The 23,699-nt window shown below is 66.6% G+C and carries 19 protein-coding genes and 1 tRNA gene; 10 read left to right on the plus strand and 10 right to left on the minus strand.

The genetic code is table 11. From position 1 onward, the window contains the following. Positions 1–36: 36 nt before the first annotated feature. Positions 37–807 (minus strand): MOSC domain-containing protein, encoded by a 771-nt coding sequence (locus MMSR116_RS13085; RefSeq protein WP_010682695.1) that lies wholly within the window; start codon positions 805–807, stop codon positions 37–39. A gap of 198 nt (positions 808–1,005) precedes the next feature. Between MMSR116_RS13085 and clpB the strand changes: the two genes are divergently transcribed. Next, the gene (gene clpB / locus MMSR116_RS13090) at positions 1,006–3,630 is read left to right on the plus strand and encodes an ATP-dependent chaperone ClpB (protein WP_010682694.1); all 2,625 of its coding nucleotides are present in this window, start codon (positions 1,006–1,008) and stop codon (positions 3,628–3,630) included. Between the two features lie 332 nt (positions 3,631–3,962). On the opposite strand, the gene MMSR116_RS13095 is transcribed toward clpB, so the two are convergent. Genes MMSR116_RS13095 through MMSR116_RS13105 form a run of 3 tightly spaced genes read right to left on the minus strand, consistent with a single transcriptional unit; the run spans position 3,963 to position 6,191 of the window. Then, entirely contained in the window at positions 3,963–4,904 is a 942-nt protein-coding gene (locus MMSR116_RS13095; RefSeq protein WP_010682693.1) for an inositol monophosphatase family protein, read from the minus strand. Beyond that, the gene (locus MMSR116_RS13100) at positions 4,901–5,476 is read right to left on the minus strand and encodes an NUDIX domain-containing protein (protein WP_010682692.1); all 576 of its coding nucleotides are present in this window, start codon (positions 5,474–5,476) and stop codon (positions 4,901–4,903) included. Before MMSR116_RS13100 ends, MMSR116_RS13095 begins: the two co-directional genes overlap by 4 nt. 7 nt (positions 5,477–5,483) lie before the next feature. Next, positions 5,484–6,191: a glutathione binding-like protein gene (locus MMSR116_RS13105; RefSeq protein ID WP_010682691.1), complete on the minus strand. Its 708-nt coding sequence runs from the start codon at positions 6,189–6,191 to the stop codon at positions 5,484–5,486. A gap of 493 nt (positions 6,192–6,684) precedes the next feature. Here MMSR116_RS13105 and MMSR116_RS13110 point away from each other — a divergent pair, with 493 nt between their 5' ends. The 3 genes from MMSR116_RS13110 (at position 6,685) to MMSR116_RS13120 (ending at position 9,408) form a co-directional block, all read left to right on the plus strand. Then, the gene (locus MMSR116_RS13110) at positions 6,685–7,695 is read left to right on the plus strand and encodes an NAD-dependent epimerase (RefSeq protein WP_010682690.1); all 1,011 of its coding nucleotides are present in this window, start codon (positions 6,685–6,687) and stop codon (positions 7,693–7,695) included. A 136-nt stretch (positions 7,696–7,831) separates the two neighbouring features. Further along, positions 7,832–8,899: a spore photoproduct lyase family protein gene (locus MMSR116_RS13115; protein ID WP_010682689.1), complete on the plus strand. Its 1,068-nt coding sequence runs from the start codon at positions 7,832–7,834 to the stop codon at positions 8,897–8,899. 50 nt (positions 8,900–8,949) lie between these two features. Then, complete coding sequence (locus tag MMSR116_RS13120; protein ID WP_010682688.1) at positions 8,950–9,408, plus strand: nucleoside deaminase; 459 nt, start codon at positions 8,950–8,952, stop codon at positions 9,406–9,408. A 4-nt stretch (positions 9,409–9,412) separates the two neighbouring features. Here MMSR116_RS13120 and MMSR116_RS13125 read toward each other — a convergent pair whose 3' ends face one another. Beyond that, positions 9,413–9,724 carry an ETC complex I subunit gene (locus MMSR116_RS13125; RefSeq protein WP_010682687.1) on the minus strand — a complete coding sequence of 104 codons (312 nt, stop codon included), beginning with the start codon at positions 9,722–9,724 and terminating at the stop codon, positions 9,413–9,415. Between the two features lie 26 nt (positions 9,725–9,750). Beyond that, positions 9,751–9,827: transfer RNA gene (locus tag MMSR116_RS13130), tRNA-Pro, on the minus strand. A gap of 1,011 nt (positions 9,828–10,838) precedes the next feature. Here MMSR116_RS13130 and MMSR116_RS13135 point away from each other — a divergent pair. Then, on the plus strand, positions 10,839–12,092 hold the full coding sequence (locus MMSR116_RS13135; RefSeq protein WP_244625655.1) for a polysaccharide biosynthesis/export family protein: 1,254 nt from the start codon (positions 10,839–10,841) through the stop codon (positions 12,090–12,092). 179 nt (positions 12,093–12,271) lie between these two features. Beyond that, a complete protein-coding gene (locus MMSR116_RS13140) occupies positions 12,272–13,672 on the plus strand; it encodes a hypothetical protein (protein WP_083920180.1) in 1,401 nt (466 codons plus the stop codon). Between the two features lie 631 nt (positions 13,673–14,303). Here MMSR116_RS13140 and MMSR116_RS13145 read toward each other — a convergent pair. After that, a protein-coding gene (locus tag MMSR116_RS13145) for an IS5 family transposase (protein ID WP_085988008.1) occupies positions 14,304–15,109 on the minus strand; the annotation gives its coding sequence in 2 pieces (ribosomal slippage) (positions 14,304–14,779 and positions 14,779–15,109; 807 coding nt in all). Between the two features lie 78 nt (positions 15,110–15,187). Then, positions 15,188–16,042 carry a LysR substrate-binding domain-containing protein gene (locus MMSR116_RS13150; RefSeq protein WP_010682681.1) on the minus strand — a complete coding sequence of 285 codons (855 nt, stop codon included), beginning with the start codon at positions 16,040–16,042 and terminating at the stop codon, positions 15,188–15,190. Positions 16,043–16,135: 93 nt separating this feature from the next. Here MMSR116_RS13150 and MMSR116_RS13155 point away from each other — a divergent pair, with 93 nt between their 5' ends. Beyond that, positions 16,136–17,437: an aspartate aminotransferase family protein gene (locus MMSR116_RS13155; RefSeq protein WP_010682680.1), complete on the plus strand. Its 1,302-nt coding sequence runs from the start codon at positions 16,136–16,138 to the stop codon at positions 17,435–17,437. 50 nt (positions 17,438–17,487) lie between these two features. On the opposite strand, the gene MMSR116_RS13160 is transcribed toward MMSR116_RS13155, so the two are convergent. Next, the gene (locus MMSR116_RS13160) at positions 17,488–19,353 is read right to left on the minus strand and encodes an ABC-F family ATP-binding cassette domain-containing protein (RefSeq protein WP_039892607.1); all 1,866 of its coding nucleotides are present in this window, start codon (positions 19,351–19,353) and stop codon (positions 17,488–17,490) included. 320 nt (positions 19,354–19,673) lie between these two features. On the opposite strand from MMSR116_RS13160, the gene MMSR116_RS13165 reads away from it, so the two are divergent. Continuing rightward, the gene (locus MMSR116_RS13165; protein ID WP_010682678.1) at positions 19,674–20,735 is read left to right on the plus strand and encodes an HD-GYP domain-containing protein; all 1,062 of its coding nucleotides are present in this window, start codon (positions 19,674–19,676) and stop codon (positions 20,733–20,735) included. A gap of 19 nt (positions 20,736–20,754) precedes the next feature. On the opposite strand, the gene MMSR116_RS13170 is transcribed toward MMSR116_RS13165, so the two are convergent. Continuing rightward, positions 20,755–21,669, minus strand: a complete 915-nt coding sequence (locus MMSR116_RS13170; protein ID WP_010682677.1) for a UDP-3-O-acyl-N-acetylglucosamine deacetylase — start codon at positions 21,667–21,669, stop codon at positions 20,755–20,757. Between the two features lie 241 nt (positions 21,670–21,910). Here MMSR116_RS13170 and MMSR116_RS13175 point away from each other — a divergent pair, with 241 nt between their 5' ends. Further along, positions 21,911–22,597 carry a Crp/Fnr family transcriptional regulator gene (locus MMSR116_RS13175; protein ID WP_010682676.1) on the plus strand — a complete coding sequence of 229 codons (687 nt, stop codon included), beginning with the start codon at positions 21,911–21,913 and terminating at the stop codon, positions 22,595–22,597. Positions 22,598–22,601: 4 nt separating this feature from the next. Next, on the plus strand, positions 22,602–23,660 hold the full coding sequence (locus MMSR116_RS13180) for an ABC transporter ATP-binding protein (protein ID WP_010682675.1): 1,059 nt from the start codon (positions 22,602–22,604) through the stop codon (positions 23,658–23,660). The last annotated feature ends 39 nt before the right edge of the window (positions 23,661–23,699 follow it).

The following is a 23,699-nucleotide window of genomic DNA, read 5'->3' on the forward strand; positions in this document are numbered from 1 at the left end:
TGGCCGCGCCGGGGCGATGGCATCACCCGTCGGTTGTCACCCCACCACCCGCAGCGCATCGCCCCTCGCCAGTTCCCCACCGGCGATCACCTCGGCGTAGACCCCGAGGTCGCGGTGGCCGAGGCGTGCGTCGAGCGTCCAGGGGATGTCGCAGTCGCGGATGCCACTCGCCGGATCGACGTTGGTCGCCGCGCAGCGCACGGTCCGCTTGGTGATCTTGAGCCGCAGCCCGTTCGGCGCCTCCACCACCTGTCCCACCATCTCCAACTCGGCGAAGGGCGCGAGGCCATCGACGAGGAGGTTCCCGCGAAAGCGCAGCGGGTCCACGGGCGCGCCGATGTAATCCTCCACCGCCGCCACGCTCGCGCGGTTGATCAGCGAGACGTAGCCGGTCGGCGAATCCGTGAAGCGGTATTGCGGCGGAGCGGCGAGAACCTTCGGCTCACCGCGCAGGCTTTCGGGGATGAAGTGCCGCATCAGGTCCGCGAGGCCCTCCCGGCCGCCCTCGGTGTCGAGGCGGAAGGCGCGCACCGCGCCGAAACCTTCGACGGTGAGCGTCGCCGTGGCGTCGTCGTAGCGGGTGCGCAGGCGGGCGAGCGCCTCGTCGCGCATGAGCATCAGATACTTGGTCTTGGGCTGATGCCGAGGTGCGACTGCGTTGAAGCCCGAGGGACCGTTCTCGATGGCGTAGAGGCGGTCGCCGGGAAAGAATCCGCTGGTCTCGAGCTCCGCTCGCTCAACGGGTTCCGGGCTCAGGCCCTTCACCGGATAGCGGTACAGGGCGCTGACATGAATCAATGCGGTCATGCGCCGAGCGTGGCCCTGAAATGATCCGGCGCGCAAGGGCTTCGCCGCCCCTTGTGGTGCTCAATTGCAACACCACATCGGGTCTACCGGCGGCCACCACGGCGCCGGGGCCCTCGCGCGGCGGAAAGCCGGAGGGCGACGTTTCGGTGGCGCCGCGCCTCTCATCGGGCGGCGGATGCCGGTACGGGAGGGTTGTGCATGAATTTCGAAAAGTACACCGAGCGCGCCCGCGGCTTCGTGCAGGCGGCTCAGAACCTCGCGATGCGCGAGGGGCATCCCCAGCTTCAGCCGGGTCACCTTCTGAAGGTGCTGCTCGACGATCCGGAGGGCCTCTGCGCCGGCCTGATCGACCGCGCGGGCGGCCAGTCGCGCGTGGCGCTGGCCCAGACCGAGCAGTGGCTCGCCAAGCAGCCGAAGGTTTCCGGAAACGCGTCCGCCCCGCAGGCGACGCGCGAGCTGATGCGCCTGTTCGACACCGCCGAGAAAGCTGCCGAGAAGGCGGGCGATTCCTACGTGACTGTGGAGCGGCTGCTCCTCGCGCTCGCGGTGGAGAAGGATTCCGAGGCCGGCAAGGCGCTCCAGGCGGCCGGTGTCACCCCGGCCTCGCTCAACGCCGCGATCAACGCGCTCCGTAAGGGCCGCACCGCCGACAACGCCTCGGCCGAGAACGCCTACGACGCGCTGAAGAAGTATGCCCGCGACCTCACCGAGGCCGCCCGGGACGGCAAGCTCGACCCGGTGATCGGCCGCGACGAGGAGATCCGGCGAACCATCCAGGTCCTGTCCCGGCGCACTAAGAACAACCCGGTCCTCATCGGCGAGCCCGGCGTCGGCAAGACCGCGATCGTCGAGGGTCTGGCCCTGCGCATCGTGAACGGCGACGTGCCCGAGTCCCTGCGGGACAAGAGCCTGCTCGCCCTCGACATGGGCGCGCTGATCGCCGGTGCGAAGTATCGCGGCGAGTTCGAGGAGCGGCTGAAGGGCGTGCTCTCCGAGGTCACGGCGGCCGAGGGCGGGATCATCCTGTTCATCGACGAGATGCACACGCTGGTCGGCGCCGGGAAGGCGGACGGGGCGATGGACGCCTCGAACCTGCTGAAGCCCGCTCTTGCCCGCGGCGAGCTGCACTGCGTCGGCGCGACCACGCTCGACGAGTACCGCAAGCACGTCGAGAAGGATGCGGCGTTGGCCCGGCGCTTCCAGCCGGTCTTCGTGTCCGAGCCGACCGTGGAGGACACGGTCTCGATCCTGCGCGGCCTGAAGGAGAAGTACGAGCAGCACCACGGCGTGCGCATCCAGGACTCCGCCCTGGTCGCGGCCGCGACGCTCTCGAACCGCTACATTACCGACCGCTTCCTGCCCGACAAGGCGATCGATCTCGTCGACGAGGCCGGCTCGCGCCTGCGTATGCAGGTCGATTCGAAGCCCGAGGAACTCGACAACATCGACCGCGAGATCGTCCGGCTGAAGATCGAGGCCGAAGCGCTCAAGAAGGAGACCGATTCCGCCTCCCGCGACCGGCTGGTCCGGCTGGAGAAGGAGCTCGGCGACCTCGAGGAGCGCTCGGCGGCGATCACTGCCCGCTGGAAGGCCGAGAAGGACAAGCTCGGCACGGCCGCCGGCCTCAAGAAGAAGCTGGACGAGGCGCGGAACGACTTGGCCGCGGCGCAGCGCCAGGGTCAGTACCAGCGCGCGGGTGAGCTCGCCTACGGGGTGATCCCGGGCCTGGAGAAGCAGCTCGCCGAGATCGAGGCGAAGTCGGAGAACGGCCGCGACGCGATGATGGAGGAGGCAGTCACGCCCGCCCACGTCGCCGGGGTCGTCTCCCGCTGGACCGGCGTGCCGGTGGACAAGATGCTGGAGGGCGAGCGCGAGAAGCTGCTGGCCATGGAGGAGGCGCTGTCCAAGCGCGTCGTCGGCCAGCGCGAGGCGGTGGAGGCGGTCTCGACCGCGGTCCGGCGTGCCCGCGCGGGCTTGCAGGATCCGAACCGGCCGATCGGCTCGTTCATGTTCCTGGGCCCGACCGGCGTCGGCAAGACCGAGCTGACCAAGGCTCTGGCCGGCTTCCTGTTCGACGACGACACGGCGCTCGTGCGCATCGACATGTCCGAGTACATGGAGAAGCACGCGGTCGCCCGGCTGATCGGCGCGCCTCCCGGCTATGTCGGCTACGAGGAGGGCGGCGCCCTCACCGAGGCCGTGCGCCGGCGGCCCTACCAAGTCGTGCTGTTCGACGAGGTCGAGAAGGCGCACCCGGACGTGTTCAACGTCCTGCTGCAGGTGCTCGACGACGGGCGGCTCACCGACGGCCAGGGGCGGACGGTCGACTTCCGCAACACGCTGCTGATCATGACCTCGAATCTGGGGGCCGAGTATCTGGTCAACCAGCCTGCGGGCCAGGACAGCGACGCGGTCCGCGAGGAGGTGATGGGCGTGGTGCGGGGCCACTTCCGGCCGGAGTTCCTGAACCGGGTCGACGAGATCATCCTGTTCCACCGCCTCGCGCGGTCGGAGATGGGGGCGATCGTCGAGATCCAGCTCGGGCGCCTGCAGAGGCTCCTGGACGATCGCAAGATCACCCTGGAGGTCGACGAGGACGCCAAGAACTGGCTCGCCGACAAGGGCTACGATCCGGCCTACGGGGCGCGGCCGCTGAAGCGGGTGATCCAGAAGAACGTCCAGGATCCGCTGGCCGAGCTGGTACTCTCCGGCAGGGTCCATGACGGCGAGACGGTGCCGGTCCGCCTCGGCCCGATGGGCCTGATGATCGGCGACGTCACGGTCGGCACCGAGCGCCGGCCGGTTCACGCGACGTTGAACTGATCGTATCGCCGGAATGGCTGAGGGCGGCGCGTCACCGCACGACGCGCCGCCCTCCTCGTCTCTGGTCCATCGGGACTGCGCCCTGTCGGCGGATCCGGCTCATCCTCGGCGACCTCACGCGGCTGAGTGGCGTGACCGTTCCGAGGGACGGGACGCGGGCACGCATCGGGCGACCGTTTCGCCGGCAGCGTGTGCCTCGCTCCGAGCATGACGCGTCACCTCACGATCTTGCGGGACGCCGGGTTGATGCTCGCGTCCGCGACGGGAGCCGGTGCCAGAGTTCCCGGGATCGCGGCCATCATGAAACAGAGGCCGCGAGGCTGCGCGCCGGGTCAGCCCTGCGCTGCGTGAGCGACTGGTCCGGGCATCCGGACCGGCCCGGCCAGCCGTATGGCCCCGGCCAGATCCGCCGCCTGCGCCCGGTCCCGGCAGACCAGCCAGAGATCGTCGTGGGCGGAAAGCTCGGCGTCGAACAGGTCGACGAGGGCAGCCGGCGGATCGGCGAGGTCAGGCCAGTGATAGAGACGGAAGCCCAGCGCTTCATAGAGCGGAAGAAGTGGGGCCAAGTCCCAGAGCCTGTGATTGCTCAGCGTGGCGTCGAGGCGGCCCGTGGCGAGCAGCGCGGCGTCGGCAATCGCACCGCCCTCCCCCCAGGGGAACCAGCCCCGCCCGTAATCCAGCGTGAAGCGCTGGGCGGCCACGGCGAGCCAGCCGACATGGCCGGTGCGGCGCGCCGACGGTTCGAGCGGCCGCAGCGATCCGGCCCGGCGCCCACCCCGGGTCGGCGCCCAGAAGGCCTGACCATCGCACGCCGCGAGCAGAAGACCCTGCGCCGCCTCGGCACGCTCGGTGCGGGCCGGACCGGTGCGATCCTCGTTCCAGGCCGGCAGGCTCAGTACACAGGCGCGGGGCCAGCCGGCGCGGCAGGCTGCCACCATCACGCCCCAGCCTGGAAGGCCACCTGCGAAGGGCCGAGTCCCGTCGATCGGATCGCCCACGAAAGTCCAGGCGTCCCGGTCCAGCAGCGCCCGCGCCGCCGGCTTTCCCAGCTCCTCTGCCGTCTCCTCCTCGATCAGGTCCGGGCCGAACCGATCGTGTAGCAGCCGGCTGACGGCAAGGTCGGCCTCAGTCAAGGCCTGGCCGAGATCCGGGCCCTTGTTGGTCATGTCCAGGCCGCGCGCCCGCAGGGCCAGCGCCAGCGGCGCCGCCTCCTCGGCGAAGGCGAGCATCCGCGCGAGGACGTCCCGCGCGGGCGTGTCGGGCGCTTTGGTCATGCGGCGAACAGCTCCGGGGCACGGAGCATCAGGGCCTGGACCAGGACCAGTGTCTTGAGGTCGGGCAGGCGGCCGGTCCGGGCTTGGTCCGCCAGTTCCGAGAGCGGCACCTCCAGAACCGCTACCTGCTCGCCCTCCTCGGGCAGGCCGCCGCCAGGACCGACGCGGTCGGCGGGTCCGTAGGGCGCAAGATAGAGCCAGAGCCGCTCGGAGGACACGCTGGGCATCGTGTAGGCGTGCGCCACCGGCTCCAGCCGGGCTAAGCGCACGCCCGCCTCCTCCATCGCCTCGCGGATCGCGGTCGCCTCCGGCGTGCCGCCGTCGAGACCGCCGGCGGGCGCCTCGTCGAGATCCGCCGCCTCACCCCAGAAGGCCGGGCCGACCCGGGCCTGCCGCACCAGCAGGGCCACCCGCCGCCCCGGATCGTAGGGCAGCACGCAGGCGGCCTGACCGTGATCCTCCAAGGCGCGTCGCACCGTCCTGCCGTCCGGCAGCGTCAGCGTGGCGAGGCCGAAGGTGTTCCAGCCGCGGTGGAGCACCTCCAGCGGCAGGGCGGGCGCGGTGTCGGTCATCGGGCGGTCAGCGCTTGGTGTTGGCGGCGGTCTGGCCGAACATCACCTTCTTGGCATCCTCGCTCATGGTCTTGCCGTAATCGGGATTGACCTCGGGAGCGCGGGCATAGGCCGCCTGCGTGGCCGGCCGCTCCGCGATCGTGGTGAACCAGCGTTTGAGGTTCGGGTGATCGTCGAGGTTCTGGCCCTGCTTCTCGTACGGCACGATCCAGGGATAGCAGGCCATGTCGGCGATGGAGTAGTCCGGGCCGGCCACGAAGGCGCGATCAGCCAACCGCCGGTCGAGGACGCCGTAGAGCCGGTTGGTCTCGTTGACGTAGCGCTTGATCGCGTAGTCGATCTTCTCCGGCGCATACTGCGAGAAGTGGTGGTTCTGGCCGAGCATCGGCCCGAGGCCGCCCATCTGCCAGAACAGCCATTGCAGCACGTCGGCCCGGCCGCGCAGATCGGTGGGGATGAAGCGCCCGGTCTTCTCGGCGAGGTAGAGCAGGATCGCGCCGGATTCGAACAGCGTGAGCGGCGCACCGCCGCCCGCCGGCTCATCGTCGACGATCGCCGGCATGCGGTTGTTCGGAGCAATCTTGAGAAAATCGGGGTTGAACTGCTCGCCCTTACCAATATTCACAGCATGTATCTGGTAGGGTAGCGCCGCTTCTTCCAAAAACATCGTGATCTTGTGGCCGTTCGGCGTCGGCCAGTAATAGAGATTGATCATCAGTCCGCGTCCCGCTGCGCCCCCAGCGGACGAGAAGTGGGCCGCACGCAGCCCCTGGTCAAGGACGGACCTGGCGCCGTCGGGGCGGCGAATGCGGGTCGATCCGCTGCGCCCCGTCCGCATTTCGATCACCGTCGACGGCCCACGGGGGCCATCCTGGCATTGCTCCTGCGTCCAATCCTGCAACGGCGCACCGGAAGACGACGGATCGAGATCTGCCGACGCTACAGTGGCGAACGCGTGCCGCGGTCCTGGTTGCCGGGGCCTGCTGCGCGGTCCCGGATCGACAGATGCGCCTTCACCGAGGCTTGTCGGCGGCGGATGGCGGCGCCAAAGTCGCGGCGTGGCCGCGGACACCCGACCCGATCTCATCCCGCGGCGCGATGCCGGACGGCCTGGACATGTCCCTCCCCCTGACCGAGAGGTCGCTGTGACGGCTCCCGAACTTCCGCCATACCGGGACCGAGTCCGGGGAACCCGTTAGGGAAGCGCGATGAAACCTGTCCTGTTGACCGGGGCGGCCGGGTTCATCGGCTACCACGTCGCCAAGCGCTATCTGGAGGAGGGTCGGACCGTCCTCGGGATCGACGACCTCAACGATTATTACGACGTCGCGCTCAAGCAGAGCCGCCTCGGGCAACTCACGGCGCACGCGAATTTCGCGTTCCGCACGGTCGATCTGGCGGATCGCGCCGCCATCGAGGACCTGTTTCGCACGCACGCCTTCGGCACGGTCGTCCATCTCGGCGCGCAGGCGGGTGTGCGCTACTCCCTGGAGAACCCGCACGTCTACGTGAAGAGCAACGTCGAAGGCTTCCTGCACATCCTCGAAGGCTGTCGGCACAACCCGGTCGAGCACCTTCTCTATGCCTCGTCGAGTTCGGTCTACGGCGCGGTGACGCAGATGCCCTTCTCGGTGCACCAGAACGTCGACCATCCGATCAGCCTGTACGCGGCCACCAAGAAATCGAACGAGCTGTTCGCTCACTGCTACAGCCATCTTTACCGCATCCCGTGCAGCGGGCTGCGCTTCTTCACGGTCTACGGACCCTGGGGCCGGCCGGACATGGCGCTGTTCCTGTTCACGCGCGCGATCCTGGCGGGCGAGCCGATCAAGGTCTTCGGCCACGGGCAGATGATGCGCGACTTCACCTATATCGACGACGTGGTCGAGGGCATCGTGCGGCTTGCCGCGAAGCCGGCGCAGGACAACCCGGCCTGGGACCCGCGCGCGCCGGATCCCGGCAGCAGCGCGGCCCCGTACCGGGTCTACAACATCGGAAACCATGAGCCCGTGCAGCTTCTGCACCTGATCGAGGTGCTGGAGGCCTGCCTCGGCCGGAAGGCGATCAAGGAGTTCCTGCCCTTCCAGCCCGGCGACGTGCCGGAGACCTACGCCGACACGGACGACCTCGCCGCGGCGACCGGCTACGCGCCGAGCACCCCCATCGAGATCGGCGTGGAACGCTTCGTCCGCTGGTACCGGGCGTACTACCGCGTCTGACCGCGGGCGCGGCGATCGTCGGCCGACCGGCCGGCGGCGCCGGAGGCCATGCCCGGACGACACGTCGCAAGCCATTCCGGGGACGCCGCCCGACCCCATATCGGATGTCGGGCCAGCCTCGGGCCCTGGAACCCGCATGGCCCTGACCCGCGACCTCCTCGATATCCGGACGATCTACCACGAGCCGGCGGTGGAGGGCTTTCCCCTCGGCCAAGAGATCCTGGCGCGCTTTCCCGATGCCGAGCGCATCGCGGTGCCGTCGCACTGGAACATCCCGGAGCTGCACGGCAATGCCGGATCGGTGGCGGACTGGGTGCGGATCAAGCGCTGGACGCTGGTCCTGGGGGTGAAGAAGAGCCTCACGATGCGTCCGAACGGCCGCAGCGCGCACTTCATCGCCCCGTCGACCTCCAACGGCTGCGCCATGGCCTGCGCCTACTGCTACGTCCCGCGGCGCAAGGGCTTCTCGAACCCGATCTCCCTGTTCGTCAACGTCGAGCAGGCCTGCGCGGCGATCCGTCGGCATGCCGGGCGGCAAGGTCCCCTCCCTGAGCCGGACCTGATCGACCCGGCCGCCTGGGTCTACGACATCGGCGAGAACGGCGACCTGTCGGTAGATGCCGCCGTGAGCAGCGGCGTGCGCCGCTTCGTCGAGCTGTTCCGCACCGTCCCGAACGCCAAGGCGTCCTTCGCCACCAAGGCGGTGAACCGCGACCTCCTCGACTACGACCCACAGGGCAAGACCCGAATCCGCTTCTCGCTCATGCCGGCACGGATCGCCAAGGTCGTCGACGTGCGCACCGCCCCGATCCCCGAGCGGATCGCCGCCATCGACGACTTCGTGGCCGCCGGCTACGAGGTCCACGCCAATTTCTCGCCGGTCATCCTGTACGAGGGCTGGGAGGACGACTGGCGGGCGCTCTTCGCCGAGCTTGACGATACGCTGTCGGACGCCGCCAAGGCGCAGCTCAAGTGCGAGATCATCATGCTGACCCACAACGCGGATCTCCACGCCGTGAATCTCGGCTGGCATCCGCGGGCGGAGGATTTCCTCTGGCGTCCGGATATCCAGGAAGCGAAGGTCTCGCAGGGCGGCGGCACCAACCTGCGCTACCGGACGGGCTGGAAGGGCCGGTGGCTCGGCCGGTTCAAGGCCCTGCTCGCGGAGACCATGCCTTACTGCACAGTGCGCTACGCGTTCTGAACTCCCGGTCCCGCGCGGCGTTGGAGCGCCAGCGGAGGGAGAGCGTCGTCATGGCCACGCACGAGACCTACATCCAGGAAGCCGTGGCCCTCGCCGAGGCGAATGTCGCGGTCGGAGGGTCCCCGTACGGCGCGGTGATCGTGCGCGACGGAGGGATCCTCGTGCGCGCGGCCAATACCGTGCACGCCACGAACGACCCCAGCGCCCATGCCGAGATGGTGGCCCTGCGCGAGGCTAGCCGGCTCCTCGGACGCCGGGACCTCTCGGATTGCGTGATGTACGCGAGCGGGCGCCCGTGCCCCATGTGCCATGCGGCAATGCGGCTCGCCGGCTTCAAGCGGGGCTACTTCGCCTACTCGGCCGAGGAGGCCGAGCGGCACGACGCCGGCAGCGCGGCGATCTACGCCGAACTCTGCCAGCCCCTCGAGTCGCAGCCGATGCGTCTGAGCCAGGTCCGGCCCGCGGGCGAGTCGCCCTACGCCGCCTGGGCGGCGCGACGGAAACGATGACGCCTCAATGCGTCCAGGGCGCCGTGCGGTTGAACTTGAAATTGTCCGAGTACGAGAGGCCCTTGCGGGCGGCGGGCTTGGCCGGCTGCTCGACCCGGTAGGCGATACCCTCGCGCTTGGCGTAGGCCACCGCCTCGTCCTCGGTGTCGAATTCCAGGCGCACCTGCTGCAGCATGTCGGACGAGCCGTTCCAGCCCATCAAGGGGTCGATCTCGCGCGGGCTGGTCCGGTCGAATTCCAGGATCCACTGCTTGGTCCGGGCGAGGCCGGACTGCGTGGCATCGCGGGACGGTCGGAAGATGCGGGCGCTCGGCATCTGCGGTCGACAAGCTCCTGAAAGAATGGTCGGGGCGATAGGATTCGAACCTACGACCCCCTGGTCCCAAACCAGGTGCGCTACCAGACTGCGCCACACCCCGACACCCTCATAGAGGGCCAAGAGGCCTAACGCTTTGGCTGTTCCGGCGCAACTGCGCCGATGCGGTGAATTTGGAACACACGGGAAACGAATGGTGGCTGGTCAGACCGAGCGGTGCGATGAAGGATCCGGCGCTTCCACAGGCTGTGCGGTCGCGCTGAGTGCGCCGATGCCCGGGATGGTTGTCGGCCGAGCGAACGGCGGCCGTTGTCGCGTCTACGTTGATGACACCGTGGCTCCGCTGCCAGGGTATGGCTATAGAATCATCCAAGACAACCTTGAAGGCACACGGTGGCAGGCGTGCGAGAGGCGATCGAGGCGGCGGAAGCACGGCTCATCCCCCTCCCCCTTTTCCCGCGACTACAACCCATCGATCGTTCGACTTATCCAGGATGAGAAGCTGCTCGCGAAGCACAAGCGCGTGGTCGGGAACAACGCAGCGCGTCCCTACGCTCATCCCCGGGGCTACCACGCAGCGGATGCGCGCTCGCATCGCCGCGTAGGACGTGCCGCAACTGCCTCGCCGCAGCACGACGCGGGGGCGACGTGGTCGCTGATCCATGATCGGGCGCAGCTCTGTGGACGACCGCCACATCATTCCCCGCATCGATTGCTCCGCCTTGCCACACACCTGTCTAGCTCATGGCTACTATCGGCCGCTGGTTATGGATCCGTGCGGAGTGTTAGAGTCTTAGCTCGGATGAGCATCGAGGCGCTCGATTATGGATCGCTGACGGCCTCTCCAAAACCGAAAGACTGCGGCTAAATATGATCGTCAATTAACATGTTGTAAGATGATGGTAGCCGAATTTTCACCTGTTCCGGGTGTAGAAAGTTTGCACTGCCGCTGCTTTATCGCTAAAATTTCGTTAAGAACGAGGAGAATTTTATGTCTTTGTGGCCTCGAGTTTTTGCATTCTACTGTGCAAGTATAATCTGCACTCATGGTGTCGTTGCTGGCGAAACTCCGGGTCGTTATCTTCTCGGCCCGCAAGATCGTATCAATATCAGAGTGTATGACTTGCGCCGAAACACTGGCGAGGCCTATTCCTGGGTCGCGCTCAATGGCCAATTTTTAGTTGCGGCAGACGGGACTGTCTCACTTCCAATTATTGGCCAAATCAAAGCCGAAGGTGGAACGCCAGGCGATCTTGCGACTGCGATCGGCGTCGCGCTCAAACAAGCCGCCGATCTCGCAGAAAGGCCTGCCGCATCGGTCGAAGTGGCGACGTATCGGCCATTTTACATCACTGGCGCCGTTCAACAACCCGGCAAGTATGAGTATCAGCCTGGGTTGACCGTGATCCAAGCCGTCAGCACCGCGCAGGGCTTTGTTCGCGGCTCCGATCCATTGGCCATGCAACGCAATGCCCTGACCTCGCGCGGAGAAACGCAAACCTTAGCCGCCGAAAGGGTTGCGCTGATCACGAGACTCGAACGCCTCGATGCAGAGATCGCTGGAGCAGATACAATCACGATTGCGGAGGAACTCAAAAATAATTCCGACAAGACAAGAGTGGCTCAAGCCATCCGCGACGAGCAACTTATTTTTGAGACGCGGCGGAATGCTACTAAAGCAGAGGTTCTCGCGATTCAGAGGAATATCGATACCCTCAAATCTGAATTGACAGTGCTAGAGAGCAAATCAAAGACGCTCGATCGTCAGCTTGAACTGAGTCAAAGCGAACTCAATCTAGTGAGCGATCTTGTGTCGAAAGGCTTAAGCATAGCGCCGCGGAGACTGGCCGCGCAGCAAAGCCAAGCGTCATTTGAGAGCAACCGACTTGACGTTCAAGTGGCAATGTTGCGGGCGCAACAGAGCCTAGCCCGCGCGGAGCGCGACATCATTGATCTGCGGGCTCGCTTCCGACGTGAAGCGCTGTCCGAAGCCGCGGAGACGCGCCAGAAGTTGGCACTGAACGAAGAGAAAGCGCGCACAGCCGAGAACCTTTTGAGCAACGCCGAATCGCAAATGCTCAGCAGCACCAGCGACGCTTTCGGCAATACGGTGGCCCGCTTTGAGATCACCCGCGGCATTGACGGTGCCGCGAAGACTTGGGTCGTCTCGGAGGACACATCCGTGGAGCCTGGCGATGTCGTCAAGGTCAGCCTTCAACGTGGTCGTGGCGCGCAGACAAACCAGATGACCGAGACGCCAATGGTGGCGACGTCACCCAGCCGGTCGACGGGCGGCGTTAGTCCCGGTCGCAGCGGCACGTATTCAACTGAAGTCACTCGCCGAGCCACTGAGAACACAATTCCATGACGGCGAATTTTAGTAAATAGACACAAGCAATATTCAATTTTCTATCAATCTTAACGCATGTCAGCCAATCTTAAGGCAGATTGCCGCGTTCAGTGGGTTTTTTGGACTATGCCACAGCGCCACGTCCCAGACGAATCTCAGCCGCAACCAAGCGTTCAAATTTTGCGGGCCTATGCGATATGAGCATAGAGCCGATTGGGGCCATCACATTTATCCTGGGCCTTATCTGCTTATTATTGGGCACGCGGGCAATAGTAATCGCGTTCTTGGTTGTTTGCGTTCTCGGTTCGGCGGCGGCAATTCTGTTTGGGAGCACAGGTATCGCACCGGCCCATGTTTTTCTGATATTTCTGGTTCTCGCAAATTTATCCTATCGGGATGTTTGCGCGAAAGTTCTCAATCAACTTCGATTTCCGGAGCCAGGATTCTGGCTGCTATGCCTGTTTTTATACGGCGTCGCGAGCAGTTATATCATGCCGCGACTGTTCGCCGGTCAAACTCAGATCATACCCCTTGGCGCGTCATCCAACTTGCCGACAAGCGAGGGAACTGTTCCACTCGGTCCCGTATCGAGCAATCTTAATCAATCCATTTATATGCTGGGGAACATAGTATGCTTCACGATAATCGCGGCCGTGGGATCGACGAGAGAAGGCATCGATACGGTTACGAAGGCACTCATCGCCTTCTGTTTGGCCGACATTTGCTTCGGACTTATTGATGTTATTACCGCCGCAACGGGAACACAGGACGCACTAAAATTTATACGCAACGCGCAGTATACTTTTCATGATGACGAAACCGTGGGAAACATGAGGCGGATCATCGGGTCTTATACCGAGGCATCCGCCTTCGCTTGGATCACCCTTGGTGTGTTCGGCTTCACAGGGACTTTATTTCTCTATGGACGCAAGCCGCTAATTTCGGGTCTTTTAGCATTATCTTCGCTTTTATTTATTGTGCTCTCAACATCATCGACCGGACTGGTCGGGTCGGCGATGGTGGCATCAATTTTATACATGATAGCTTTCATGCGATGCAGCACCCGCCTACAAGATCGCTTCAGTGCTGCCACTGTTATCGCCTGCCCCCTATTGCTCATTATCTGTATAGTACTTGTTTTATCAATCGATGGCGTGGGATCGGCGATATATGATTATGTTGATACACTCGTCATAAGCAAAAGCACAACCCAGTCGGGTGCCGAACGCGGGACTTGGAACACTTATGCCTTGCGTAACCTTTTCGACTCTGGAGGCTTGGGGGTCGGCTTAGGAACCAGTCGTGCTTCGAGTTTCCCGCTGGCTGTACTTTCCCAAGTCGGGATCCCGGGAGCAATTTTCTATGTGTTGTTTTTAGTTTCAGTTTTTCGCAATGTAGACGAAATCCCACGCAGTTATACCGGCGACATTCGCGCTGCGGCCAGAGTGGGATGCATCTCATTGATATTCGGAGCCATGATATCTGGCACGACTGTTGATTTGGGATTGTTATTTTATGTGTTTGCTGGCTGCGCATGTTCTGCTTCTTATGATCGGCAAGAGGCGAGCCATGGCATGGCTTCTGCTTATCAACTATAATAATTTTTAAGACAAAAAATCTAGAGCCGGACTTTTGATGGATCTTATTAAGTTTGCCGTTCCTCATCGGCTCAGCTTAATACAGTCAGTACATCGCATCCTGTCTGTAAATGGCAAACAATAGGTCGCCCGTAAATCGATCCGTCTCCATGGGTCCAGGCTTGAAATTCAAGCTTATCATGGACGTGTGCAAACTTAGCAGCCCTGAACCGGAGCAGAACGCTGACAGCGACGAGGCAAAGTGGCCAAGGTGGTGGTCAGGGGTCGTAGTCGCGGATCAGGCGGCGGGAGCGTGTCTTCGAAGCGAAGGCCCTCACCATCCGTCGTCACGGTCGGTCTCTGCCAGCGTTGGCCCGGTCCGGCGCGCTCGGCGGCAGTGTTTAGACCCACATGCGTAGCCACAACGCCGTTACACGACCAACCCTGAAGCGGCCCCTGGTCCCCGGCACGACGCGCGCTTGCGGCGCCGGTTTCCCCCCTTGCATCGGTCCGGCACGCGGACAAGCACCCACTCCAAGCGGAGGATGGGACACGCGTCGAGGGACGCACGAGGCGAAGTGGATGATGGCGGATCGGGCGCAAGCGGGGCTGAGGCTCGGTGGCTTGGAAGCGGCCGTACCTCTAAGAGCGCCTAACAGAACCGTTTGATCTGCTTGAGGGTGATGAGGCTCGCGGCCAGGGTTGTGAAGGCCTCGTAGATGTCGCCGCGCCGCTCGTAGCGGATGGGCAGGCGGCGGAAGCGGTTGAACCAGGCATGGGTCCGCTCGACGACCCAGCGGTGACGCCCGAGCCTCTCGCTGCTCTCGATGCCTTTGCGCGCGATCCGCGGCACGATCCCGCGCGCCCGGCACTCCCGGCGTCGTGCTTTGGCATCATAGGCCTTGTCCGCGTGCAACTTGTCCGGACGATGCCGCGGGCGTCCGCGCCGCCCGTTGCGCAGGGGCGGGATGGCGTCGAGGGTCTGGGCCATCATCACGCTGTCGTGTCGGTTGGCGCCGCTCAGGCAGAAGCCGAGCGGCGTGCCGCGCGCGTCGGTGACGAGGTGGCGCTTCGTGCCCGGCTTGCCCCGATCCGTCGGGTTCGGGCCCGTGGCAGAGCCCCTTTTTTGGCCGGGACAGACGCACTGTCCAGGCTCGCGCGGCCCCAATCGATCTCGCCCGCCGCGTGCAGGCGCTCCAGCAGGATCTGATGCAGCCGCGCCCAGACGCCTGCCGCCTGCCAGTCGCGCAGGCGGCGCCAGCAACTCATCCCGCAGCCGCAGCCCATCTCGGCGGGTAGCATCTCCCAGGGCAGGCCAGAGCGCAGCACGAACAGGATGCCGGTCAGCGCCGCACGGTTCTCGAGCGGGCGCCGCCCGCCCTTCGGACGCGGCCGGGGCGGCGGAAGAAGCGGGGCGATCTCAGTCCACAGATCGTTGGGAAGAAGGGGGCGAGCCATCCCAGCCAACGCCCGACCACACGATCCGTGCCCGTTCTGTTAGGCGCTCTAAGACGCCGACCCTCCGCCCACACTTCCTTAAAGACCCGGCAGCACTGCCCGCACGTGCGCGGTAAAGGCGCGCGTCAGCGGCGAGGCGTGCTGCTCCTCCAGACGGAGCGTGAGGCCGATCCGTGGAAGCGGCGGTAGTCCGTTCCCCCGCGACTCGACGCGCAGATCGGCCGGAACCGCCGACCGGGTCAGCACTGCAACGGCTTGGCCCGACCGCGCGACCGCCAGCAGCCCCGACAGGCTACCGCTCGCGTAGGCGATCCGGTAGGCGCGCCCGGCCCGCTCCAAGGCGGTGCGCGCCGCCCGATGATCGAGGGTGTCGGGATCGCCGAGGGCGAGCGGCAGCGGGTCCGGCCACGGTGCGGTGGCATCCTTCGCCGTCACCCAAACGAGTTCTTCCCGCCTCAGGATGGCGCGCTCGGCCACGCGGGGAACGGAGACCAGGGCAAGGTCGAGGCCGCCGCGTTCGAGCCGTTCTTCGAGCCGGGGCGTCGCGGCGCAGACCACGTCGATCGCCGCTGCCGGATGTTGCTGAGCGAAGCCGCGCAGGAGCACGGGCAGGAACGCTTGGGCATAATCATCCGGGCATCCGAAGCGCAGGGATCCGCTGAGGCTCCGACCCGAGAATTCGGCGAGGGCATCGTCGTGCGACGCGAGGATGCGTCGGCCATGGACGAGAAGTCGCTCGCCCTGGACGGTGAGCAGAACACCCCGGCCCGTCCGCGTCAGCAACGGTCGGTCGATGAGTTCCTCCAGTCGCTTCATCTGCATGCTCAGCGCGGCTTGGCTTCGGCCGACCCGCTCGGCCGCCCGGCTGAGTGCACCGGTCTCCGCCACGGCGGCGAAGCTGCGCAGAAGGTCGATATCGAGGGTCCGACCCATCAGGATCTCTGAATTCTCGTTTCAGAACTATAAGCTGGTGCGCGGGTCCGGTCGCCCCTTAGCATGCTAGGCAGACGCGGAGCACGAGCGACGATGACGCAGAATGCCGACGAAGATTTCTGGGATCGCGCCCGGCGCCACTTGGTGCGGTATGGCGGCGCGTTCGCCCCCGTCATCGTCGAGCGGGCGGAAGGCAGCTTCGTCATCGACGCCGACGGCAGGAAAATCCTCGATTTTACCTCCGGTCAGATGAGCGCGATCCTGGGCCACGGCCATCCGGAAATCGCCGCGGTGGTGGCGGATCACGTGAGGACCCTCGACCATCTGTTCAGCGGCATGCTGAGCCGACCCGTGGTCGATCTCGCCACCGAACTCGCCCGGCTCGCGCCTGGGCAACTCGACCGGTCCATGCTGTTGACGACCGGGGCGGAGGCCAATGAGGCCGCGCTGCGCATGGCCAAGCTCGCCACCGGCGGCTGGGAGGTGGTGAGCTTCGCCCAGTCCTGGCACGGCATGACGGCCGGGGCCGCTTCGGCGACCTACAGCGCGGGTCGCAAGGGCTACGGCCCGGCGCCGGTCGGATCGTTCGCGATTCCGGCGCCGAATGCCTACCGCCCCATCTTCGAGACGGGGGGCGCTCCCAATTGGCAGGCCGAGCTGGACTACGCCTTCGCGCTGGTCGACCGTCAATCCACCGGCAATCTCGCGGCGTTCCTGGCCGAACCGATCCTCAGCTCCGGCGGGATCATCGAGCTTCCGCCCGGCTACCTCGCGGCGCTCAAGCAGAAATGCACCGAGCGCGGCATGCTGCTGATCCTCGACGAGGCCCAAACTGGTATCGGCCGCACCGGGCTGATGTTCGCGTGCGAGCGCGACGGGGTGGTGCCGGATATCCTCACCCTGTCGAAGACGCTGGGCGCCGGCCTGCCGCTCGCCGCGGTGATGACCACGCCGGAGATCGAGGATCTCTGCCACGCCCGCGGCTTCCTGTTCTACACGACCCATGTCTCCGATCCGCTCCCGGCGGCGGTCGGCCTGAAGGTCTTGGAGATCGTTCAGCGCGACGGGCTCGTCGCGCGGGCCGCGGCGGCCGGCGCCCATCTGGCCGCCCGGTTGCGCGCGCTCCAGCAACGCTTTGCCTGCATCGGCGACGTGCGCGGGCGGGGGCTGCTGCAGGGCGTGGAAATCGTCGCCGACCGGGCCTCCAAGGTGCCGGCGCCGGAACTGGGCGACGCGATCACCCGGCGCTGCCTCGAACTCGGGCTGAGCATGAACATCGTCCAGCTGCCGGGCATGGGCGGCGTGTTTCGCATCGCGCCGCCGCTGACGGCCACGGACGCGGAACTCGACCTTGGTGTCGACATCCTCGAGCAGGCGATCGAGAGTGCCGTATAGGCGGCTTCCAAAAGGCTTCCGCAAGGCTTCCCTGGCGCGTCCTCAAGCGCTCAGGCCGCCTCGATTTCAGCGCTCACGGTCAGCCACTCCTCCTCGGCGGCTGCGAGCGCGCTGGCCGCGTCCGCCCGCATCTTGGCGATCTCGCCGGCCTTGGCGGCGTTTTCGCGGAAGGCCGAGCCGTCCTCCAGGGCCGCGTCGATCTTCTGAATCGCCGCCGTCAGCTTCGCCATCCGCGCCTCGATGGCGTCGAGCCGCTTGCGCAACGGTGCCAGCGCGGCGCGGCGCTCGACGCCCGCGCGCCGCGCCTCGGCCTTCTGACCGCCGGACGGCTCGGCGTCGCGCTCCGCGTCCCGCTCCGGGCCCGACAGAACGAGGCGGCGGTAATCGTCCATGTCGCCGTCGAAGGTCTTCACGGTGCCATCCGAGACGAGCCAGAGCCGGTCGGCGCAGGCCTCGACCAGGAACCGATCGTGGGAGACCAGGATGACAGCACCCTCGTAGTCGTTGATCGCCTCGACCAGGGCCTGACGGCTCTCGATGTCGAGATGGTTGGTCGGCTCGTCGAGGATCAGGAGGTGAGGCCCGTGGAAGGCGGCGAGTCCCATCAGCAGGCGCGCCTTCTCGCCGCCTGAGAGCTTCTCCACCGGCGTGTCGGCCTTGTTGGCGCCGAAACCGAGGCGGGCTGTCGCTGAGCGCACCTTCGCCTCCGGCACGTCCGGCATCAGGGTCCGGACATGCGCGTAAGCGCTCTCGGCGGGGCGCAACTCGTCGAGCTGGTGCTGGGCGAAATAGGCCACCTCCATCTTGGAGGAGCGCTTGACCTCGCCGGCAAGCGGCCCCAGCCGACCGCCGATCAGCTTGCAGAAGGTGGACTTGCCGTTGCCGTTGGCGCCCAGCAGCGCCACCCGGTCGTCAGGCGCGAGACTGAGATCGAGCCCGGTGAGCACGATGCGGTCGCCGTAGCCGGCCTTCACCCGCTCCATGGCGACGATCGGCGGCGACAGCGGCTTCTCCGGGCTCGGCAGATGGATCACCGGCACGTCGTCCTCGAGGAGCGCCGCGATCGGCTCCATCTTGGCGAGCCGCTTCATCCGTGACTGGGCCTGCCGCGCCTTGGTGGCCTTGGCCTTGAAGCGGTCGATGAAGCTCTGCAGATGCGCCCGCTCGGCATCCTGCTTGGCCTTGGCCTTGGCCTGCAGGACCCGCTTCTCGGACAGCTGCTTGGCGAAGCTCGTATAGCCGCCGCGGTAAATCGTCAGCTTGCCGCGATCGAGATGGAGGATGTGGTCGACGCTGGTGTCGAGCAGGTCGCGGTCGTGGCTGATGATGATCGCCGTACGCGGGTAACGTTCCAGGTAGTCGTAGAGCCAGAGGGTGCCCTCGATGTCGAGGTAGTTGGTCGGCTCGTCGAGGAGCAGCAGGTCCGGTTCGGAGAACAGCACGGCGGCGAGCGCCACGCGCATTCGCCAACCGCCGGAAAAGTCCGAGCAGGGGCGGCCCTGGGCGGCCGCATCGAAGCCGAGACCGTGCAGGATCGCGGCCGCACGCGCCGGCGCCGAGTGAGCGTCGATATCGACAAGCCGCGTCTCGATCTCGGCCCGGCGCAGTCCGTCGGCGTGCTCAGCCTCCGCCATCAGCCGGGCGCGTTCCGTGTCGGCGGCGAGGACGACGGCGTGCAGCGTCTCGGGACCGGCCGGCGCCTCCTGCGCAACGGCACCGATCCGCATGCCCCGGGGCAGGGATACGGATTTCGCATCCACCGGAAGGTCGCCCAGGATGGCCTTGAACAGCGTGGTCTTGCCGGCGCCGTTGCGCCCGACGAGCCCCACGCGGGCGCCCTCCGGGATCGTAAAGCTCGCCGAGTCGAGGATCAGACGGTCGCCGATGCGGTAGGAAAGGTCGTTGACGCGCAGCATGGCGGCGTTCTGGCCGTCCGGACGCGGCGAGGCAAGCGCGGCCTGCGTGCCGGCCATCTGCGCCGATCAACAAGCAGTCGTAGGGGATCGGTCTCTGTTGATCGATCTAAAAGCGATGCAAAAGCCGGCATTTTAACGGAATGGCATCAAAGCCGCTTCAGTATCGCGCATCAAGCCTGCGGTCCAACCGCGGTGGTCGTCCCCTGGGTACGAATGCGGACGCAGGCGGATCAGTATTGCGTCTCGGCGCGCCGTTGGGTGGGCGCGCCGCAGCCTGCGGTATCGTGCGCTCGGGGGGGGCGGACGACGGGAGCGAAATCTTGGGCCGGACCCTGATCCTCACCGACGACCTCAGCCGCGGCGAGCGGCTCGCCCGCAGCCTCGGCGCGGTCGGGTCAGCGACGCTCCACGACCTCTACGGCGATGCCGCGCCGCCCGCAGGCGCCACGCTGATCATCAGCGACGTCAGTGCGCTGACGTCCGAGTCCGTGCGCCGTCTGCGCCAAGCCCTCGCGGTGGCGCGCGGCACCGGTACGCCCTTCCTGCATCTGGTCCACGGCAACCTGGAGCGCGGCGAGATCCAGGCCACGGCCCTGGGGGCGACCCGGGCCCTGCCGGCCTCTGTGGCCGGGGCCATGCTGCTCAACGCCGTCGCGTCCCTGACCGGCGAGCCGTCGGGTCGGACGGCCGCTATCCCGCGGGAAGGAATCGAAGGCGCGCGGACAGCCTTCGCCGCCATCTTCCGTGCCGATCGCTGCCCTGAGCCGGCGATCGTCGAGTCCGGGGCTGTCCTGGTCAATCGCGCGGTCCGCGAGGCCAAAATCCGGGATTGGCTTGCCGTGGTGGCGAAGTTCGATGACGTAACCCACCGCCATTGCCTGAGCGTCGCCGGTTTGGCGGCGGCCTTCGCGCGCCAACTCGGGCTCAACGAATCCGACTCGAACTTTCTGATCAAGGGCGCGCTGCTCCACGACATCGGCAAGGCCAAGATCCCGCTCGCCATCCTGAACAAGCCGGCCCCACTGACGCCGGAGGAACGGGTCGAGATGGCCCGCCATCCGGTTCTCGGACACGGCATGCTCCTCGGAGGGGGTTACGATGCGCTGACCCTGGCGGTGGTCCGCTCCCACCATGAGTACCTCGATGGCACCGGCTATCCGGATAAGCTCTGCGGCAAGGAGATCCCGGATCTCGTCCGGCTGATCACGATCTGCGACATCTTCGCGGCGCTCATTGAGGCCCGACCCTACAAGGCGCCGAAAGCCGCTGGCGAGGCCTACGCGATCCTGAAGACCATGGAGGCCAAGCTCGACGGCGACCTCGTGCGCGCATTCGGAGGCGTCGCGCTCGCCTGTGAGACGCCACTCCGGGTTTCGGCCTGACGGATCCGTTCGCCCGCGTTCAGATGAGCTCCCAGGCCCCTTCGTCCTCCATCAGGGCGGCCACGAGGGCGTGGTTCAGTTCGTGCCCGGTGTGCAGGGCGGTCACTCGCCCTTCGATGGGGTGTCCCGTCAAAGCCAAATCACCGATCAGGTCGAGGATACGGTGCCGCACCGGCTCACCCGGCACCTGCATCCCGCCAAGCACGCGCCCCCGGACGAGCAGCGCCGCCGAGCGGGGAGAGACGCCCTGCAGGAAGTCCCTGCGCGCGAAGTATCCGTAGGCACGTCCGGCCATGGCCCGGACGTAGCGGCCGAAGCTGCGTGCCGGGGCGATCTCTCGCTCGAAGCTCTCCGGGGTTATGGCGCCCGACCAGTCGATCGCACCGAAATGGGCGAGGGCGATGTGACCTGTCACGTGGAAGCCCGGACCGGGCTCGATCCGGAGGAGGCGCTGCCCCCGCTCCACCGAGACGGCACGGCGGACCTTGATCACGCGGCAGGTCGGCGCCTGCTCGCTCCGACCCGCCGCCTGGATCGCTTGGCACCAGGGCGCAGCGCTGCCATCGAAGATCGGCAACTCGTCCGCGTCGATCTCGGCCAGGACGTTGTCGACCTGCAGAGCGCTCAGGGACGCCATCAGGTGCTCGATCGTCCGGACGAGCACGCCCTCGCGCCGGATCGCCGACGAGAGCGGCTGCGATTCTCGGTGATGCCAGCGTGCGGGCACGTCGACGACGCGGCCGTCCTCGAGGTGGCGACGGAAGACGATGCCGTGATCCGCCGGCGCCGGGCTGACCCGCACGGTGGCGTAACGTCCGGAATGCAGGCTGCGCCCGGACCGTTCGAACGGCGCCGCGAGCGTGGCCTGCCGCCGCGGCGATGCTATCGTTTTACAGGGTGCGTGCCCCGCGAAGGTGATCTCGTCTGCCATCATGGCCGCGCCCCCACGCGGCGCTTGGGCTTATCGCCGATTCCAGATCCACGCTAATAAACTCCTGTTCAGCCAAGCGCGGCTTGACCGCTCTGCCTGCGCCCGTCACGATCGCGGCCGCCCGGCCGATCGAGCAGCGCAGCGGCGATGCTCGGATTTCCAGTGCGGGCTGCTCCCGTCCCCCATCTGCTGGCCGGCACCCGTCAGGGCAGGGACGGAGGCCGGAGTTGAGGGGACACGACTGATGGCGCGGCTGGGCACGATACCCTTCTTCAAGGACCCGGGCATCGAGCTCAGCACCTTCGAACCCCGCTGCCACTGGCGGCGGTTCGACGAGAACGAGGTCCTAGTCGACTTCGACGACATTTCCACGGACGTCTACTTCATTGCCTCCGGCGAGGTCCGCATCCTGAACCGCACGCAGTCGGGCAAGGAGGTGATCCTCGGGGAGATGCGCGGCGGCGCCTTTTTCGGCGAGCTGGCGGCGATCGACGGGATCGGCCGCTCGGCCAACGTCACGGCGCTCACCCGCGGCGATGTGTGCGTGGTACCCGCCGCCGTGTTCCGTCAGATGGTCTTCGCGTCCGAGGTGATCGCCGACCGGCTGTTCAGGCTGCTCGCCAAGCGCGTGCGCGAGCTGAACACCCGGCTGATGGAGCACGCGCTGCTCGACCTGAAGCACCGCCTCTACGCCGAGCTGCTGCGCCTGTCGGTTCCACGCGCCGGCGCCTCGGGTGAACGGGTCGTGTCGCCTCCGCCCTACCATCACGTGCTCGCCGCCCGGATCGGCTGCCGCCGCGAGCAGGTCACGCGGGAGTTTACCGCGATGGCCGCGGAGGGGCTGGTCGACCGCACCCGCGGCGCACTCGTGCTGCGCCGGCCCGACCTTCTGGAAGCGCGCGTCGCCGAGGCGTTGCGCGAGGATTCCTGATCCCTTGACCGGCGCGCCGCCGCCGCGCCTGCGGCTTCAGGATCTGACCAAGCAGTTCGGCACGCACACGGCCGTCGATGCCGTCACGCTGGATCTCGAGCCCGCGGAGTTCTTCTGCCTCCTCGGACCGTCCGGCTGCGGCAAGAGCACCTTGCTGCGCATGATCGCCGGGTTCGACATTCCGAGCGCGGGGCGCATCCTCCTGGGCAGTGCAGACCTGACCGGGCTCCCGCCGCACCGGCGGCCGGTGAACATGATGTTTCAATCCTACGCCCTGTTCCCGCACATGAGCGTGGCGGGCAATGTTGGTTACGGACTCAAGGGCCTAGGCCGGACGGCCGCGGCCGAGCGGGTCGGCGATCTCCTCCGGCTGGTCCGTCTGGACGGTTTCGGCGACCGACGGCCCGAGACGCTCTCGGGCGGTCAGCGTCAGCGGGTTGCCCTCGCCCGTGCCCTCGCCCGCGAGCCCAAGCTGCTGCTCCTCGACGAGCCGCTCGGCGCGCTGGACCGTGGCCTGCGGGAGGAGACCCAGGGCGAACTGCGCGCCGTGCAGCGCCGGCTCGGCACCGCCTTCGTGGTCGTCACCCACGATCCGGAGGAGGCGATGATGCTCGCCGACCGGATCGGCGTGATGGAGGCGGGCCGCCTCGTTCAGGTCGGAAAGCCGGCTGACCTCTATCGCCGACCGGCGAGCCGCTTCGTGGCGGGCCTGCTCGGGGACGTGAACCTGATCCGGGGACACCTCGGGCCGGAGGAGCCGGGGGGCGTCCGGGCGGTCCAGACCGTGCACGGCACGGTGCGCGGCGTGGCGACGACGACCCTGGAGGAGGGTGCGTCGGTCGTCGTGGCGGTCCGGCCGGAGGATCTTGTCCTCGGGTCCGATGGGCTTCCCGTGGTCATCGCCGACGCCCTGTTTCTGGGCGACCGCGTGCGCCGGACGCTGCGTCTGCCGGACGGGACCGCCCTGCGGGCGAGCGGGCGCCCCGACGCCGTGGATGGGGCCTCAGGCTCGGAATCGCGCGTCAATTTCGATCCCCAGGCCGCGGTGATCCTTCCGGCATGACGGCGCCCGATCATGCGAAAGTCCAGACCGCACCCGCGG

Source organism: Methylobacterium mesophilicum SR1.6/6 (genome assembly GCF_000364445.2).
Taxonomy (GTDB): domain Bacteria; phylum Pseudomonadota; class Alphaproteobacteria; order Rhizobiales; family Beijerinckiaceae; genus Methylobacterium; species Methylobacterium mesophilicum_A.